Consider the following 17489-nt stretch of genomic DNA (forward strand, 5'->3'; position numbering starts at 1 on the left):
TGAACTATATGGTTTTTGGATTTATAGCGGTATTCAAACGGGATATTCGAAGGTACGTCAGATTCAAGGATCAACTCTTCACCTCGATGCTTCATCCCATCCTCTGGCTTGCTCTCTTCGGTCTTGGGATGGCAGGAAATTTTGAACGTATTCTCGGTGGTGGTTCTGCACCGGCAGGGATGATATCCTATGATTACCTGACCTTCATGTGTCCGGGGATGATTGCTGCAACCGTCCTCTTTGCTAACCTGTACGGGGGATTTTCAGTGCTCTTTGACAAGAATTGGGGGATCTTACGGGAGATCATGGCAAGTCCGATGCCAAGGCGGGATCTGATCATCGGGATATCTCTCTCCTCTGTCACGAAGTCACTGATTCAGACGGTTATCATCATCGTCTTTGGAATAGTCCTTGGTGTGACCTTCTTTTCCGGAGAGACCGGTATTGGGATTCTTATCTCACTGATTGGAATGGTCCTCTTTGTTGCTGTCTTTTCAGCAGCAGTGCTCTGTATATCACTCTATGTTGCATTTAAAACATCATCACCGGAAGGGTACCAGGGAGTCACGACGATCCTCTCCATGCCAGTGTTCTTTGCGTCAAATGCTCTCTATCCATCGGCCGGACTTCCTTCGGTCCTGCAGGAGATTGCTCTTATAAATCCGTTGACCCATCTTTCCAATGGTCTTCGATACTTCTCGATGGGCGATCATTTCAGTGCTCTCGGGCTGGAATTTCTCTTCAGCAGCACCGAGATTCTGATATCGTTCATCTATCTTCTGGTATTTGCACTGGTGACGTTCTATTTCGCTCTCCGGGCAGTTGAGCAGTCGGTTATTACCTGAACCCTGCTTAACTCATTTCAGAGTCTCTTCACTGATGAGTTCAGAATCATTCTGACCGAAATACAGAAAAAAATTGAATAACATATACTCCTGATAGTAACATACATCCATGCCGGACATGAAGGATTATTAATAAGATGATACCTGACAATCTTCTCTCTCAAATTTCTCTTGGTGAAGACAGTAATCATCAGTTCAAACAAAATATCACCAATGCAGATTCCTTGGCATCTGAGATGGCAGCATTTGCAAATGCTGACGGAGGTGTCATCTACATCGGGGTCAGCGATGATGGTTCAATTCCCGGGCTCTGTTTTTCAGATGTTACCCGGATAAATCAGATAATCAGCAATGCAGCCTCCCAGCATATTAAAAGTCCTTTGACGGTAAAAACAGAGAATATCCCTGTCGGCAATAACCGGATAGTCATCGCTCTTACTATTCCCAAAGGGCAGGATAAACCATATTTTGATAGAAATGGAGTTATCTGGTTTAAGACTGGTGCAGACAAGCGAAAGATCAATTCACGAGAAGAACTCTGCCGTCTTTTTCAGAGTGTTGATAGATTCCATGCTGATGAGCTCCCCACCAAGACAGGAATTGATAAACTAGACAAACTCCGATTCCGGGATTTTCTTCAAAAAACCTTTGATATTCCCCTTCCGGAAGATCCTGATGAACTCCGGATACTACTCCAGAATATGAACCTTGCAACCGAAGAAGGTGTGCTTAATCTTGCAGGAGTCCTCCTCTTCACCGAACACCCGGAATGGATAAAACCCCAGTTTATTGTAAAGTCGGTAAGATACCCCGGAAATACCATTCATGTCAGTGAATACATCGATACTGAAGACTTTTCCGGCCCGCTCAAGAGGATTTTTGACGATGCAATGGCCTTTATTATGCGCAATCTTCATAAGATTCAGGCTGGAAGAGGTGTTAATACTCCGGGAATACCTGAAATCCCTCCCGTTGTGTTTGAAGAACTATTGGTGAATGCTCTTGTGCACCGGGATTATCTGATAAGTGCCCCTATCCGGATTTTTATCTTTGACAACCGGATTGAGATAATCAGTCCTGGCAACCTCCCGAATAATCTCACCGTTGAGAAGATCCGTAAAGGGAACTCAAACATCAGAAACCCGGTTCTGGTCTCATTTATTGCGAAAGGACTACTCCCCTACCGTGGTCTTGGTTCAGGTATCAGGAGAGCAGTTGAGATATGGTCAGATATCGATCTCATAGATGATCGGGAAGGATGCCTTTTCACCGCTGTTATTTATAGAAAAGAAATAATTGCAGGTTAAATTAAAAAACCGCGGTTTAAAAAAATTATTGAAAATTTGTCCCGGTGTATATCCCGGACCCCACAAACCAGTCATTACCTGCCGGGAGTATATAACAGAGTTTAAGTTCATTTTCTCCGGTATCCGGATTATAATAAACTACATAGACAAACCCGCCTCCCTGTTTTACTGCATCAATCTCCTGGTAAATGATATGTGCTCCATACTGGTCGGTATAGTCCATCCGGGTTGTGCCGATTAACTCCGGCTGGAACGGAAGTGCAAGGGTTGTTCCGTTATAATCATAGGCAAAGATATACTCTCCCCCGTTTGCATAGGGCTGATCCAGGTTATTAAAATCATCGAGTGCCTGTTCTTTTCCAACCTTTTCTGCATGGCTGACTGCCTGTTTTACCCGGGCAACCAGGACGTTTATCTCTTCAGGATCTAATTCTGCCTCAATCCAGGGAAGATAAATTCCGGAGCCGATAAACCAGTCGTCATCTACTGGTTTTACAAAAACCAGTTTCAGTTGGTACTGATAGTCGTTATTCGGGTTTGGATATACATAATAGAGGTAATCTCCGCCCCGTTGTGCTGCACCCTTAATTCCGGAAAAGATGGATAATCCGTTTATGTCGGTGAGATCCATTCGGTTCTTTCCAACAATGCCCTGTTGATAGGGAAGGGCCAGAGTGGTTCCATCGTTTGCGTATCCAAAGATGTACAGATCTTCTTTCACGAATGGTCCGGAGAGGTTGTTAAAAACATCACATGCCTCTTGCTTTCCGGTAGACTTTGCAAATACTGTTGCATCCTCAACAAATGTAGTCAACCCGGCAATGCTGGCATTGACATCTCCGGTTTGTTCATTAGGAGTACCGGATTCATCAGCAGATCCATTGATATCCCGCACAACGCCGATTCTCCATTCCTGGTTATCAAGAGTAAGGGTGTTCCACACAGCCTGTCTTTCTGTCTGTTTGTTCCAGAACCGGTTCCAGAATGAATATTCAATCGTTCCCTCCGGGTTGTCAATCACGGCCCGGGAAACATTTCTCATCTCCGGAGTGTCGTACAGGGGGTCTGTCAGGACATTTTTACCGGTTTCGACCTCGCTCGTTTCGTAAACGGTTACTCCGTCCGTCTGCAGGATAAAGACCTCGTATCCGGTCTGCTCGGTAAACGGTGAGATTATCGGATGGAAAAATTCCTCAGGACGGATGGTAACATCGGTATATCCAAGGTATTCCTCACCGGAAAAAATAGGATAACTGATGGATATCCCGTAAAATCCTTCTTCGAGATAGAAGATATTACTGACTACCGGACTTTGCTTTTCTGTTGCAAACATTGTCTCATTCTGGTATGAGAGGTCGGTTCCGATAAGACTGGCATACTGCTCCGGAGCGGCTGTCGTAACCACGTTCTCCGGAGAGATTATCAGGGATGAATGGCTGTAGGTTATGTTATCAAGTTTTAAAGAAAGGGCCCTCGCAGCTTCATCTCCGGATGTTCCTGTGCTGACCAGAGCATCTGCACTCAGACGGTTTTCTTCACGAACCTCGTTTAGCATCTGCAAGATCTGTTCTGTTATGGTGTCAAGAGCAGGTTTCATCTCATCTGGTGAAGGTTTGTCAAAAAGCGATTCGTTAGTCAATTCTTCTCCACATCCCGGGTAGAAAAGAAACATTATTAGTATCAGCAGGATACACCTGGTATTCATAATTACGCATTTTTTTGTGAATGCAATAAACATGTCGGTTAACGGGTATGAATGACAAAATCATCAAACAGAATAACAGTATGGCAGCTGGTTCCCATTTCACTGATGGGATATTCACATAGAGAGAATGTTGGAACCCGTACAACATCGGGGAATAATACCAGTTTTGGTTTGATGTACGTATCTCCCCGTTACTACAAGGAATTGACAGAGTTCTCATTTGGCTGGATTATTGTGAAATCTCACTTGGTGTATAATACAACCCGGCATTCTGATGGCATGCCGAAAAATATGAATAATATATTTTTGTAGGATCCAGTTTTATCTAAAAAAAATTTAAAAGAAATTCAGGGGAATTAGGATTTTATAAATAATTTGATATATTCTATACCTAAATTAAAAATAAAAACATATATTAATTAGATATCAGAACAAAAATGAAGCTATAAATGGGTATTGCAAATATTAATGCCAGGAAAAAAACATGAATCCGGGAGTAAACCAGAGGATTACCCCTCCTACCGTACCAGATTGTTCCTTGTAATTACCCTGATCTTTTTCATCTTTATTGTCCTGATTTCCTGGACTCTCTATGTTTTTTCCATCAACCAGGTCATTACTGAATTTAATAATTCCCGGCAGCAGGCAGAAAAGACTTTTATTTCATCGGCAATTCTGACAGAATACGGAATTGAAACCTTTGATGCCCAATACGATTTTCTTCTTCAGGACAGGATGTTATCCTTTATTGAGGCTTACGAAGATAACCGGCATGACCCTTCTTTAATTAACCTCACCTCTCTTAAAAAAAATATCTCTTCCGGAGTACCAGGCGAGATAGAACTATTCATGATTAATAAAAGCGGGGTAGTTGAGTTTACGACATATGAACGGGATCAAAATATGGATTTCAGCCAGTTTCCAGACTTTTTCTCCTCTCTTACTCTGTTTCTCCAGGGAGATAAGTTCAAATCAGATCCCTGGATCCGGGATTTTTATGACCCGAAATTATACTGGAAATATGGATACCATCCGACTTCTGACCATACATATATCCTGGAACTCGGGCTTCGAAATGAAAATTATTCCCTGATGCATAATCAGATGCTCTCCTCCCTGAAGGATATCATCGAAGATGCCATGAATATCCCGAATATTGTTCATTTAGAGGTATATGATAAAGCGTATCGCAAACAGACGTTCTGGACAAAGAATATTACCCTGTCTCTCCCTTCGGTTACCGGCGTTTTAACCAGGGAAGAGTTGACAAACCTGTTAAATCAGACGTTTGAATCCAAAAAATCATTTGTTATTGAAAACCCTCAGAAAAACCAGGTAATCTCATTCCAGTATGTTGATCTCTCTTCGGTTAGGTCCCTGTCAGGATCAGAGCGAAGTTTTGTTGGAATTCTTGTTTTTAGCAAGGAAAAAATAGAAGAAATAATCTTGTATTACAAGATCGGGTTTATTATCATCACAATCATTTCACTGGTGTTAGGGTTGGTAATTGCCCAGTATCTTTCACGATATATCTCACGACCTATTACCATGATGACCGAAGATATCGGGATTATCGCCTCTTCTTCACTTTCCCATTCAGTCCGGGGTACTGGCATTCGTGAAACAGAGATGCTCCGGCACAGTATCAATCGGATGGTTGCCAGCATCAGTGAATACATCGCAGAAATTGAGACACAAAAAAAATCTCTTGAACATGAATTGTTCCTTCGGGAGAACGCAGAAAAATCTCTTGCCAGTGCAAATAAAAAGCTGACCCAGCTCTCACAGATAACACGACATGATGTTTTAAACCAGGTTACCTCTCTCCAGTTATATCTTGGATTAATTCCGGAACTTGAAGAGAAATCCGAAATTTCTGTATATGCAGAACGGGCATTAAATGTTGTAAAGAAAATCACCATGCTCCTCTCATTTACCTACGATTATGAAAAAATCGAGGAAGATGGGACCATATGGCAGAATATCGGAGAAATTCTGGATCAAAATCAGATTGAGTTCTCCGGCAGGATCACAATAACTCATACTTGTCAAAACCTGGAGATCAAGACCGACCGGCTCATAAAAAAAGTGTTCTACAATCTTATTGATAACACCATCCGGCATGGAGAAACCGCAGATACTGTTTGGGTATCCTTTGAAGAGAATGAGTCAGGTTCACTTATCTACCAGGACAATGGGTTTGGAATCCCTGAAGATGAGAAGGAAAAGATATTCAGTCGTGGTTATGGAAAAGGGACCGGAATCGGGATGGCTTTTATCAGGGAAGTTCTGGAGTCCAATGATATGCAGATCATCGAGAACGGAACTTGGGGGGAGGGGGTCAGATTTGAGATAATCATTCCAAAGGACCGGTACAGGATTATTCAAAGAATGAGTGAAAATTGAATAAATCTCTGTTTACTGCATCTTTTTTGCCGTAACATACGGTTCCTGGAATTCTCTCCTGAATCATGCCACATATCTCGTCATATCTGCCTGTTATATTATTCGTAATCCCTGAGTTTGGAAACGATTCTGCCAAGTCCACACAGGTTTCAAAGACCGGGAAATACCTGTCGCACATTGCCTTTTCAGACTCGTAAAAGTCTTTTGTTGCAGGAAGCATGTGACCGGGGAGGAACAGGAACATATATGTGAATATCCATCCGGAAGGGTCATTATTCCTTCCAAAAGGGCCTCTTACCCATCAGTATCATCGGAAAGGAGTCATTGACATAATTTTCTTCTCAAAAAAAGATAAACACCCTGATAAGATTGGATTCAGATACATCGCTGAGGAACAGAATCTTTGATGTAATCGATGATACCTACCATGAATCCAAACCGGATCGGGGTTTTGATTTTCTCATAATACTTCTTATTTTATTAAATGTAACCCTCATTTTCCTGGAATCATGCACGGCAGTCTATGAACAATTCCGTGAAATCGCCAGTTTCATAGAAATTATTACGGTTGCCTAAGCACGTCCTTTTTTACCGTCAATCTTATATTCTCCTTTAAATCACTGGATAATCATATAAATACTTATTTTGATTGATTAACAACGAGCATCTCCATAAATAGCATCATGGTTCAATTAGAGCCTCACACATTTTGATTGGGGAAATTGTATGAAATGGCTAGATGATATCTCTATCAGCCTGAAACTGATTTTTTCGTTTCTTGCTGTTGTAATCATTATGGTTCTGGTCGGAGTAATGGGGTATTCCGGGGTCGTGACTACTAATCAGTATCTAAATCAGATGTATGATGATCAACTTATTCCAACCGATATTCTGGAATCAATGCAGTCTGATCTCTGGCATCTCCGGGGAAACCCCCCCGGCTTACTTTTTATCCCGGAGACCCGGGAGAATAGCAGGGCTGAAATTGCAGAACTGATAAAAAAAATAGATTCGAGCCTCTCCGCCTATGAAAGTTATATTATTTCTGAAGAAGAACAAACAATCTATGATAAGGCTGTTGTTGCCTGGGGAAATTACAAAACAGCTTTAGCTGATTTCGATACCCTTGTTCATGCTGATGATACAAAAGCTGGAACAATTGCACTTACTACCGGAGGGTTGGTAAAAGAGAGAAAAGCATTCTCCGGAGCTATTGATGAGTTGGTTGAAAAAGACCGACAGGATGCTGAGGCACTCAAATCTGAAGGAGCAGAGACTGTTTCAAATCTCACTCTTACTTTGGTAATCTGCATTCTTATTGGGGCGATCTTTGCAATAGCAATGGGAATACTACTCAGCCGGAGTATTACCGGACCACTTGCAAAGGCAGTATTTGGTATGACCGAAATGAGCACCGGTCATCTTGGTTTACGTCTTAAGATGGACCGGAAAGACGAAATTGGTACCTTGTCAAAAGCAATGGATAAATGGTCAGATGATCTGCAATTTGTTATTTTGGGAGGGATGAAGCAGATAGCATCCGGGGATCTCTCATTAACGATTCCTCCCCGGGATGATAAAGATGAGATAGCACCGGCATTCAATCATTTGATTAATGCAATCAAGGGCATTACCGGAGAAGTAGAATATCTTATATCCGAAGCACAGGAAGGAAAACTTAAAACCCGGAGTGATGCTACCCGGTTTACCGGAGCGTACCAGGATATTGTCATTGGTATCAATAATATGCTTGATGCCATAACAACTCCGCTCAATGAAGCACTCCGGGTTGCTGAACTCTTCTCTCACGCAAAATTTTCTGCCCGGTTTGATGAAAATGTCATAGTCAAAGGCGACCTGATAGCTCTTAAGGATGGCCTGAACACCATCGGTTCAGAACTCTCACTTGCAATATCCGATATTTCTGAACAAGTAGGACATCTTTCTGCCTCTTCAGAAGAAGCAGCTGCAAGTGTTGAAGAGTTAACCGCTGGTGCAGCGTCTGTTGCCCAGAGTTCATCGGTTGTCAGCACCAACGCTGAAAACAGTCTGCATTCTGTTCAGCAGGTACTGGTTGCCATGGAAGAGTTATCATCTTCTGTAACTGTCATCGCATCAAAGGTTGAAGCGGTAAACAAACTCTCATTAGGTGCGAAGGATACCACATCCCTGGGCGTAAAGCAGGCTGCAGTAGCAGAAAGTGGCATCACTGCGATAAATGGTGCGGTAAGCGATGTCGGTAAGATAATATCCGAGATACGTGACCAGATGAATGAGATCAATAAAATCGTTGTAATAATCAGTGATATCGCAGATCAGACCAATCTCCTTGCCTTAAACGCTGCAATAGAAGCTGCACGTGCAGGAGAAGCAGGATTAGGCTTTGCCGTCGTGGCTGATGAAGTAAAGACCCTTGCCCAGGAATCACAAGGGTCGGCCGAGAATATTGCTAAGATCATCACCTCACTTCAACACCAGTCTGACCGGGCTGCATCGGCAATGAACCTTGCAACCACCGAGGTGGCAAAAGGATCTGTTGCAATCACCGATACGATAGAATTTTTCCATACTATTGCATCGCAGGTGGAAGAAATTTCACATAACATGGGTGAAGTGGCCGGATTATCCGAAGAAGAAGCCGCAGTTGTGGAGGAAATTACAGCAAGTGTCACTGAAGTTAAGGATATGTCCTCTGAAACAGCAAGGGAAGCCGTGGGATCTGCTGCAGCAACAGAAGAATCTTCGGCTGCTCTCAACCAGGTATCCGGAATCATCAATGATTTATCCCTTGTTGCAGCCAGGATCAATGAATCAGTATCCCGACTGAACGGGTAGATTTCTGAATAGAGAGGTGAATTATACCATGAATTCAGATGCGACCGGGGTCTCTCCCGGAACCTTAACACACAGTTTACAAACCCATAGCCGGCTGAAACAGGCCAAAAAGATAGAAAATGACATGCAGTTTGTGGAATTCATACTCGGTCATGATTACTTTGCAATCAATCTGTTTCACACGAGGGAAGTTATTTCTCCTCCTGAAATAACTCCTCTTCCAAATACGCCCGATTATATCCGGGGAATAATTGATCTTCGAGGATCAGTTACAACGATCATCGATTTGAAAAAACTGATGAATCTGAGCGATGAAAATGGCATGAAAAACCGTTCCCGGATTATAATCCTTGACAATACCCAATTACAAAAACCTGTTGGTATTCTTGTAGATGATGTCGCATCAGTGAGTACCTATCAATCGACTGAAATTGACAGAACATCAACTGATAGTCAACAAAACTCAAGGAATATTCTGGGAGTAATTCGAAAGATGCAAAAAAACGGGGATAATGAGAGTCAAAAACTTATTCTCTGGCTGGATATTAAGGCAATACGTGACTCGATTGAGTCATATCTCTGAAATAAGTTCCTTCCCTAAAAAATCATTTTTTGGAATAATGTCAGTTACTTTTGTAATCATTTTATAAATATTATCTATCTGTCTCTTAAAGGATCCGGATTTTTGAATAAAAAAAAGATTATTATCAATGGAACTCTGAATTATTTCTTTATCATACTTTTTTCTGTCAATACAATTATCCGTCATGAAAAGTGGAGATATGGCGTTATTAAATCTCATTACTTCAGAGAGATTATAACTTGAAAAAATGGCAAAAGGGGTTTTAATCTCCTGTTTTCTAAGCGATATAAAAAAATCAACCCCGTTGATATCCGGCATATCATAATCTGAAAGGATGAGGTCATATCGGTTCTTTATAATAAGCGGATGAGCAATTTCAGGAGAATCGCAGGTTTGAACAGTAATGTACTTATCTCTCTCAAGAGTGGTTTTGATGATATCTAGCATTGTCAGGGAATCATCAACATACAGGAGGTTTACCGGAGATATATCTAATTTTTCCTTATTTTGATGATCCATGCAGGGCATTGTCCTAGTTACGTTATCCTCTCCAGAAATTATAAACCTGGTTATTGATGAGCAATAAGGATACATTAATAAGTGAAAATTGAAGTTAATAAAATATGACTCCGGATGCGACAAATACCATCATAAAATATTTAAAAACTCAGGAAAAACCCCTGTCAATATCAGAAATTTCCCGTGAGATAGGAATATCCCGGACTACTCTGTCACGATATCTGGATCAAATGCATTTCTCCGGACAGGTATCTTTGTTTGAGATTGGAAAAGCGAAAAAGTACCTGCTTACCTCTGAATTACCTGCTAATTCCCTATGTAACATCTCTTCAAATCTCATTGTCATTTTGGACAACAATTTTCGTATCTTGTTCGTGAACAAATCAACTCTTCAGTTCTGTAAGGTAACTCTTGACCAGGTTATTGGAAAACGGATTGATGTCCTTCATCTTGACCTTTTTTTATCGGTAAATATCGTAAATCTTCTAAAAAATTATCAGGGGGATGATTTGAAATATTTCTCCTGTGAAGGTTATCTGGAAAACCAGTATAAATACTACGAGTTAATCTTATCAAAGGGGAAGATAGTAAACTATCATTCAACGATCTCCATTGTGGTAAAAGACATTACCGAAAAGAAGCAACTTGAAGATAAACTCCAATTCCTTGCAGCTATTGTTACCTATTCTGAAGATGCAATCATCGCCTTGGATAAAAACCTGAAAATATGTGTCTGGAACAAAGGATCAGAACGGTTATTTGGCTATCCTGCAGAGGAAGTTATAGGAAAACCGATAACTATTATACATCCACCCGGATACACTGAAGTCATTTCACTCCATGACCGGGTTATGAGGGGGGAGCAGATAAATCAATATGAGTGCTCAAGAAAACGTAAAGATGGGACGCTAATTGATATCTCTCTCAGTGTATCACTGGTGTATGGCCTTTCCGGCGATGTCATTGGTACTGCTGCTATTTATCGTGATATCTCCGGAAGAAAACGAATGGAAAAAGAAATTGCTAAATTACATCACCAGCTAGAGGTAAATTAATACCTCTCAATGCCCTCAAAATCTGTGTATATTTCTCTCCAGTTGAATAATTAACAAAAACCTTAGAATATTTCTCTTTTTTTAGAAAATCTCTTTTTTTAGTTTTATTTTCGGTTCGTTTTTTGGACACCATTATCTATAAAAAGTTTCAGGAGAATGAACTTGTGGGGGAAGAAATGACAGCACATGATTATGCAGACTTATTATCACAAGCAGACTGCGACACCGTTCGGAAACTGATTCAGGTTTTGCCGGTACCAACCCTGGTTATCCGGAACAATACGATTGAATATGGAAACCAGGCATTTAAAACACTGTTTCACCTTGATGGGGATGATTCCGGAAGAGATCCTGTAACTCTTTTCTCTCCGGAACAGGAAGATAATACCTCTGCCGCAACTACCTTGTCATCTCTTATGAGGCAGGTATCGCCGGACAATACCGTTTCACGGGATCTCATTGCTATAAAATCTGACAAGGCTCTTTTTCCGGTACGAATAACCCTTGTTCCGGTGACCTGGAACAAAGAAGATTCGTTCCTGATGACAATTCTGGATATCTCTAAAGAAGTAGCGAATACCAAAAAAATTGAGGCATTCACCGATGAAGTTGCATGGTATCGGTCAATCCTTGATGCAGTCCAGTTCCCGATACACGTAACCGATCTTGATATGAACTGGACATTCATGAACAAGGCCTTTGAAGCAGTTCTCTTAAAGAACAAGGTTATAAAAGACCGTGAATCAGCATTAGGCCTTCCCTGTCACACGGCCAATGCAACAATATGCCGGACAGAAGGTTGTGGTATCCATCAGCTCCGGACAAAGGGGATCACGGAGAGTTATTTCGAGTGGCAGGGAATGAACGGCAAACAGGTCACAAAAGAGGTTGTCAATGCAAAAGGTGAGACAATCGGGTATGTTGAGACGGTGCAGGACCTTACCGATATTCTCTCAGTCCAGGAATATACCAAACGGGAAGTTGACCGGATTGATGAGAACCTGAAGAGACTGGCAGAAGGTAACCTGGAATTCAATCTGAAGATCAATGAACCGGACCAGTACACAAAAGCTGAGTATGAGGCATTTAAAAAGATGAATGAACGGCTTTTGATGGTACATGACAGTTATGGGGCAGTAATCGCCGATATTAAAACAGTGACCGAAGCTCTGGTAAAAGGAGATCTTAATGTCCGTGCAGATGTCTTAAAACACCAGGGAGATAATCGAAAGGTCATAGAAGGGCTGAATGCCACTGTGGATGCCATGGCAGACAAGGTGGCCTGGTATCGTTCCATCCTTGATGCGGTCCAATTCCCGATTCATGTAACCGACCTTGATATGAACTGGACATTCATGAACAAGGCCTTTGAAGCAGTTCTCTTAAAGAACAAGGTAATTAAAGATCGTGAATCCGCAATGGGTCTTCCCTGCCACACGGCTAATGCAACAATATGCCGGACAGAAGGCTGTGGTATCCACCAGCTCCGGACAAAAGGAGTTACGGAGAGTTATTTTGAGTGGCAGGGAATGAACGGCAAACAGGTCACAAAAGAGGTGGTCAATGCAAAAGGAGAGACAATCGGGTATGTTGAGACGGTGCAGGACCTTACCGACCAGTTGAACCAGATAGCATATTACCAGTCAATTCTGGATGCTGTTCCGTTTCCCATTCATGTCATGGACATGGATATGAGATGGACATTCCTGAACAAAGCATTTGAAAAACTACTCATTGATAACAGGGTAATCAAAGACCGCGAATCAGCGTATGGTCTTCCCTGTCATACTGCTAATGCCAATATCTGTAAAACAAACAAGTGTGGTATCACCCAGCTCAAAACCACCGGAGAGAATGAGACATACTTTGACTGGATGGGTTCATCCTGTAAGCAGACGACCGCACTTGTCCTAGACGGCCAGGGAAACAGTGTCGGGTATGTTGAAACGGTGCAGGACCTCACCGAACAACTCTCTCTTATTGCCTTTTTAAAAGCCGAGGTTGACCGGTTATCTGCCAACATAGAAAAACTCAGCGAGGGTGATTTTACCCTGAATATGGAGATTACCCGGGCGGATGTTCATGCAAAGGAAGCGGAAGAGATGTTTAAGGTGATTAATGGAAATGTGGATAAATTACTCATAAACCTTGAAAATTTAACCGCTGATGCGATTCACCTCTCTGAAAAGGCAGTTCTCGGGGAATTATCAACCCGGATAGATCTTGAGAGGTACCATGGCGAATTCCAAAAAGTAATGAAAGGAATTAATGAGACCCTTGATAGTGTCATGGAACCGGCCAATGAGGCTATGCGGCTTTGTACCAGTTATGCCAATTACAATTTTAAGGACCGGTTTAATATGGCTGTTCATGCCGAAGGTGACTGGATTGCATTAAAGAACGCTCTGAACAGCATTGGTGTTCAGGTATCAGCCGCTGTCAATCTCATTATTCAGCAGGTAAATGACCTGTCGATCAATGTAGAACAGTCCAATGCAACGGTCGAAGAGGTATCTGCCGGAGCACAGCAGATTGCAATAAACGCGAATAAAGTCAGTCAGAATGCAGAGAACGGGGGTGAAGGAATCCGGCAGGTCCTCCGTGCCATGGAAGATCTGAACGAGACGGTGGCGGCTGTTTCCCGAAAGACTGAAGCTGTATCCGGGTCTTCGAATCAGGCTAATACGTTTGCCCGTGAAGGTATTGACCTTGCAGAAAAGTCTGAACATGCAATGGATGAGATTACCCAGTCAACAGAAGAAGTGAACCTGATTGTTACCGACATTAATCATGAGATGGATGAGATAGGAAAGATTGTCCACCTTATCTCTGATATCGCAAACCAGACAAATCTGCTTGCCCTGAATGCGGCTATTGAAGCAGCACGAGCCGGAGAGGCAGGACGAGGGTTTGCAGTTGTTGCAGCAGAGGTAAAATCACTTGCGCAGGATTCGAGGAGGTCTGCCGAGAATATTACCGGAATGATAGGAAAGCTTCAGAATAAGACAAAAAAAGCAACCGAAGCGATGAAACTCTCTTCTACTGCAGTAAAAGAAGGAGGAGATTCCTTACAGCAGACGGTCCGGGCATTTACTGAAATTGCAGATACCATCGAGGGGATTAACAACAATATTGTCGAGGTAGCTTCAGCATCTGAGGAGCAGGCTGCTTCAGTTGAAGAGGTTACGGCAAGTATCCAGGAGGTTTCGAATATGATTGAGAGTACCGCTCATGAAGCCGGAGATTCTGCAGCAGCAACCGAGGAAGCTACTGCCTCTCTGGAGGAGATAAGTAAACTTATGGCATCAGTTGTAACAATTGTTGATAGTGTGTCCCATGAAATGAAGAAATTTACCGTTTAATAACGGGACACTTTTTTTTAATTATCCTGCAGTAGTTATTTGTATTCGTTCAGCCAGTTCTGACTGTATTTTGCTGCTTTTTTTATTGACAAAAAGGTAGACATTGTCTCCGGTAATCACCGGTAGGAAATGCTCTTCAATTTTTATCGCATCATCATTGAAGTCAGCAGCCCGGTTAGGAAAGGTGCCGTCGATAAGAATAATATCTGCCTGTTCCTGGTAATCTGCCCATATCCGGCTATGAGTGGTGACATATGGCAGAAGATTATATTGTGTGGATACGGATGCATCCTCCGGAATTATTGATAAGACCTGGATTAAAAACTCACGATGCTCATTCATGGCCGTTTCATCGATGTCACTGTTTATTCTTATCGTTGTCGCTGCAGGTGAGTAGATAAACGAACAGATAAGGGTGCTGATAAGGATCATAGATAAAAGAGGCATCATTATCTTTTTTCCGGACTTTTCTTCCCGGATTTTTATCCGGTCCAATCCCCGGATGGTGGCGATGAAGAGAACTGGGATTACCAGTGCTGAATACTGGTAAAAAACGCTATAATAATACGGACTTTGTGAGAGAAGGATTTCAAGGAACGAGGGGATTGAAATTGCCATAATCTCCGGAGCCAGAAGGGGGATAAAAAGAAGCGGGATAAATGTCATCAAGAGGTATATTATCCGGTTTTCATTATACGTCGCCAGGTTTCCTGCCGGATTTAAGTATTGTGTTATCTGTCCGGATATGAGATTTCCATCCGGAGCAAAGGCTGGCCTGATAATAAACAGAAAAGTAGCCAGAATGACCACTGCCAAAGCTGAAAGGGCAATATATTGCCACCTGTCCGACCATTCTCCTCCCCTGGTCCGGTATAATCCGACAATTCCGATCATACCAATGATTACGGCAACATCTTCTTTGACAAACAGGGAGAGAAGCCCAAAAAGAAGCATTGCATCTTTCCGGCCTGTAACAAAACTCCAGAGTGTCAGACCGAGAAGCAGGGGAAGAAATGCTACTTCATGAAAATCATAGATATTGACTCCATGCAGGGATGGATATAGTAAATACGTGAGTGCAATCAGGATTCCTGCTTTTTTTCCAAGGATCTCCCGTCCACACAGGTATATTGGAATAGCTCCAAAGCCGAGAAGAACTGACTGGGCGATGAGAAGGACATGTGGTCCGGGAGAGATGGCGTATCCTGGCAGGAGGGTGAACAGGATAGGGGAAAAATGTACCCCAAAGTGTGATGCATTCTCCAGCGAGTTAGTAAAGAGTTCTCCGTGGGTAATCGTATTTAGAAATGCCTGGTGAAATATCACCAGGTCGAATTCAAGTTGAAATGCATTGAACCGGAAAAGGGAGAGATATGAGAAGAAGGCAGCATAAATAATAATTGATATTCCAACGATGCCGTCATAGATATCCGGCTTTCTCAGGGTGCAAATGAAATTTTTAATCGTTGTTATGTGATATTTTATCATAATGTCCGGGGTTTTTATCAGAAAAGGTTTGATTCTCCCGGATATGAATGTATCACTTTAGTCTCTCAAAAAGAGAAAAGAAGGAGAGTTAACTCCCCTGAGGGACAGCAGTCTCACTGTATGGAACTTTCTGGTAAACCAGGGTGTTTCCGGCATCATCCATAATAGATAATTCTTCGTTGACATTCACGAGATAACTGGTTGCCATCTGAAGAATCTGGATGTAGGTTTTTTCAGTCTCATTCTTGTCCTCACAATACATCCTGGTCGATATCAACGGACTGATAGTGATACCCTTTCCTTCTGGAAGCTCTGCTCCGGTCAGGGTAAACATCCCTGAATATGAGTTGCATCCTGAGTTTCCGGATATATTCCCGGATTCTTCAAATACCACTGTAATATCAGGACTTATGGTCTGAACTTGTGCTGTGCCATTTTGCTCAGACATCAGTTTCAGGTACCATGTCCCGGAAAGGGAAGGATCGAAAGCCGGGGCTTTTGGAAGGGTTTTTTCTGCTACTTTTTCTTCTGTTATCTCCGGAACCGGTTCAGTAGTGGCAATGGTCTCTGTCTGTTCAACAACTGGAATTCTTTCTTCTGGCTGACTTGTACATCCGGCCATCAGGGAAAGGGCAATGAGAAGTACAATCAACGCTACCGAGTATCTTTTCATTCGATATATTTTGGGGTTCAGTCTTGAATAATATTACTGAAATATCTTCATCAAAGTGAGTTTTTGCCAAACAATGATTTGATAGTTGCTATGATGGTGATATCAACAGTATCTCCGAATGAACGACTAAGTTGAGAAAGTATAGGCTTAAACTATGTCTCATGAAGAGGTTTTGGTGTTTGATTACTATCGACAATTGTCTGATATTTGTCGACCTACACTCCCATGTATCTGTTCCATGAAAGTGGCTACCATTCCTATTTCATGGCTCGTGATATCGAGCATTTGCCAATTCATAGATTTCAAGTAGAAATTGTTTGAACGGAGCTTCCTCCTTATAAAGCGCAGTCCACAAAAGTTGTAAAACTTGTTCATATGCAAAAAAGAAGTATCGAATTTTCATATCTTTAGATTTTGATGAGATTCTCGCTTCATCTTGAACCCTAAATCCTGTTTCTATTCTCCATCGTCGTTTGTATGATGGAATAATCGTATCGAGGTTTATTTCCTCCTGATTGGTAGCAAATGCCCAATCAAAAGATTTTTGTGACTTTTTATCTAATATTTGCTTCAAAAGGGCAAGGGTTGTCTCCCCCTTGATGACTGTCATATCTTTGTTTAATTTAAAGCAGTAGGTGATTTTCTTTTTTTCTGATTCTTTTAACGATTCAAGTTCTTTTTTGATTTTAGAGTCTTTCTTAACAAATATTA

General features: G+C 41.9%; 13 protein-coding genes and 1 pseudogene. 8 read left to right on the top strand and 6 right to left on the bottom strand.

The features are described 5' to 3' along the window. Nucleotides 1–8 precede the first annotated feature (8 nt). Together DLD82_RS10995 and DLD82_RS11000 are read left to right on the top strand one after the other, a co-directional pair. The gene (locus DLD82_RS10995; RefSeq protein ID WP_109941173.1) at nucleotides 9–845 is read left to right on the top strand and encodes an ABC transporter permease; all 837 of its coding nucleotides are present in this window, start codon (nucleotides 9–11) and stop codon (nucleotides 843–845) included. A gap of 137 nt (nucleotides 846–982) precedes the next feature. Continuing rightward, a complete protein-coding gene (locus tag DLD82_RS11000; protein ID WP_109941174.1) occupies nucleotides 983–2152 on the top strand; it encodes an RNA-binding domain-containing protein in 1170 nt (389 codons plus the stop codon). A gap of 25 nt (nucleotides 2153–2177) precedes the next feature. Here the strand turns inward: DLD82_RS11000 and DLD82_RS11005 are convergent, their stop codons facing one another. Further along, nucleotides 2178–3857: a cache domain-containing protein gene (locus DLD82_RS11005; protein WP_181391384.1), complete on the bottom strand. Its 1680-nt coding sequence runs from the start codon at nucleotides 3855–3857 to the stop codon at nucleotides 2178–2180. 468 nt (nucleotides 3858–4325) lie between these two features. Here DLD82_RS11005 and DLD82_RS11015 point away from each other — a divergent pair, with 468 nt between their 5' ends. After that, nucleotides 4326–6263 (top strand): sensor histidine kinase, encoded by a 1938-nt coding sequence (locus tag DLD82_RS11015; RefSeq protein ID WP_109941177.1) that lies wholly within the window; start codon nucleotides 4326–4328, stop codon nucleotides 6261–6263. Here DLD82_RS11015 and DLD82_RS11020 read toward each other — a convergent pair. After that, a complete protein-coding gene (locus DLD82_RS11020; protein WP_146199764.1) occupies nucleotides 6238–6483 on the bottom strand; it encodes a hypothetical protein in 246 nt (81 codons plus the stop codon). The genes DLD82_RS11015 and DLD82_RS11020 overlap by 26 nt on opposite strands. Before the next feature lie 28 nt (nucleotides 6484–6511). Here DLD82_RS11020 and DLD82_RS18615 point away from each other — a divergent pair, with 28 nt between their 5' ends. From DLD82_RS18615 to DLD82_RS11035, 3 genes are all read left to right on the top strand, one after another. Next, nucleotides 6512–6670: a hypothetical protein gene (locus tag DLD82_RS18615; RefSeq protein WP_181391385.1), complete on the top strand. Its 159-nt coding sequence runs from the start codon at nucleotides 6512–6514 to the stop codon at nucleotides 6668–6670. A gap of 319 nt (nucleotides 6671–6989) precedes the next feature. Continuing rightward, nucleotides 6990–9098 (top strand): HAMP domain-containing methyl-accepting chemotaxis protein, encoded by a 2109-nt coding sequence (locus DLD82_RS11030; protein ID WP_109941180.1) that lies wholly within the window; start codon nucleotides 6990–6992, stop codon nucleotides 9096–9098. 28 nt (nucleotides 9099–9126) lie between these two features. Then, nucleotides 9127–9681, top strand: a complete 555-nt coding sequence (locus tag DLD82_RS11035; protein ID WP_109941181.1) for a chemotaxis protein CheW — start codon at nucleotides 9127–9129, stop codon at nucleotides 9679–9681. On the opposite strand, the gene DLD82_RS11040 is transcribed toward DLD82_RS11035, so the two are convergent. Continuing rightward, a complete protein-coding gene (locus DLD82_RS11040) occupies nucleotides 9670–10200 on the bottom strand; it encodes a response regulator (RefSeq protein ID WP_181391386.1) in 531 nt (176 codons plus the stop codon). The genes DLD82_RS11035 and DLD82_RS11040 overlap by 12 nt on opposite strands. A 104-nt stretch (nucleotides 10201–10304) precedes the next feature. On the opposite strand from DLD82_RS11040, the gene DLD82_RS11045 reads away from it, so the two are divergent. Beyond that, nucleotides 10305–11255: a PAS domain S-box protein gene (locus tag DLD82_RS11045; RefSeq protein ID WP_109941183.1), complete on the top strand. Its 951-nt coding sequence runs from the start codon at nucleotides 10305–10307 to the stop codon at nucleotides 11253–11255. A 176-nt stretch (nucleotides 11256–11431) separates the two neighbouring features. After that, entirely contained in the window at nucleotides 11432–14617 is a 3186-nt protein-coding gene (locus tag DLD82_RS11050; RefSeq protein WP_146199765.1) for a methyl-accepting chemotaxis protein, read from the top strand. Between the two features lie 21 nt (nucleotides 14618–14638). Here the strand turns inward: DLD82_RS11050 and DLD82_RS11055 are convergent, their stop codons facing one another. The 3 genes and pseudogenes from DLD82_RS11055 to DLD82_RS18620 all read right to left on the bottom strand — a co-directional run. Next, nucleotides 14639–16105, bottom strand: a complete 1467-nt coding sequence (locus DLD82_RS11055; RefSeq protein ID WP_109941185.1) for a DUF2079 domain-containing protein — start codon at nucleotides 16103–16105, stop codon at nucleotides 14639–14641. Nucleotides 16106–16193: 88 nt separating this feature from the next. Next, nucleotides 16194–16778 (bottom strand): META domain-containing protein, encoded by a 585-nt coding sequence (locus DLD82_RS11060; RefSeq protein WP_109941186.1) that lies wholly within the window; start codon nucleotides 16776–16778, stop codon nucleotides 16194–16196. Between the two features lie 262 nt (nucleotides 16779–17040). Further along, nucleotides 17041–17489 (bottom strand): annotated as a pseudogene (locus DLD82_RS18620) (hypothetical protein); the annotation flags it as partial.

The sequence above is a fragment of the Methanospirillum stamsii genome, assembly GCF_003173335.1.
Classification (GTDB): Archaea; Halobacteriota; Methanomicrobia; order Methanomicrobiales; family Methanospirillaceae; genus Methanospirillum; species Methanospirillum stamsii.

Coding starts and splice junctions, on each gene's coding strand:
- DLD82_RS10995 (WP_109941173.1), top strand. CDS start 9: ATGGTTTTTGGATTTATAGCGGTATTCAAACGGGATATTCGAAGGTAC.
- DLD82_RS11020 (WP_146199764.1), bottom strand. CDS start 6,483: ATGCTTCCTGCAACAAAAGACTTTTACGAGTCTGAAAAGGCAATGTGC.
- DLD82_RS11015 (WP_109941177.1), top strand. CDS start 4,326: ATGCCAGGAAAAAAACATGAATCCGGGAGTAAACCAGAGGATTACCCC.
- DLD82_RS11050 (WP_146199765.1), top strand. CDS start 11,432: ATGACAGCACATGATTATGCAGACTTATTATCACAAGCAGACTGCGAC.
- DLD82_RS11005 (WP_181391384.1), bottom strand. CDS start 3,857: ATGAATACCAGGTGTATCCTGCTGATACTAATAATGTTTCTTTTCTAC.
- DLD82_RS11055 (WP_109941185.1), bottom strand. CDS start 16,105: ATGATAAAATATCACATAACAACGATTAAAAATTTCATTTGCACCCTG.
- DLD82_RS11040 (WP_181391386.1), bottom strand. CDS start 10,200: ATGGATCATCAAAATAAGGAAAAATTAGATATATCTCCGGTAAACCTC.
- DLD82_RS11045 (WP_109941183.1), top strand. CDS start 10,305: ATGACTCCGGATGCGACAAATACCATCATAAAATATTTAAAAACTCAG.
- DLD82_RS11000 (WP_109941174.1), top strand. CDS start 983: ATGATACCTGACAATCTTCTCTCTCAAATTTCTCTTGGTGAAGACAGT.
- DLD82_RS11030 (WP_109941180.1), top strand. CDS start 6,990: ATGAAATGGCTAGATGATATCTCTATCAGCCTGAAACTGATTTTTTCG.
- DLD82_RS11060 (WP_109941186.1), bottom strand. CDS start 16,778: ATGAAAAGATACTCGGTAGCGTTGATTGTACTTCTCATTGCCCTTTCC.
- DLD82_RS11035 (WP_109941181.1), top strand. CDS start 9,127: ATGAATTCAGATGCGACCGGGGTCTCTCCCGGAACCTTAACACACAGT.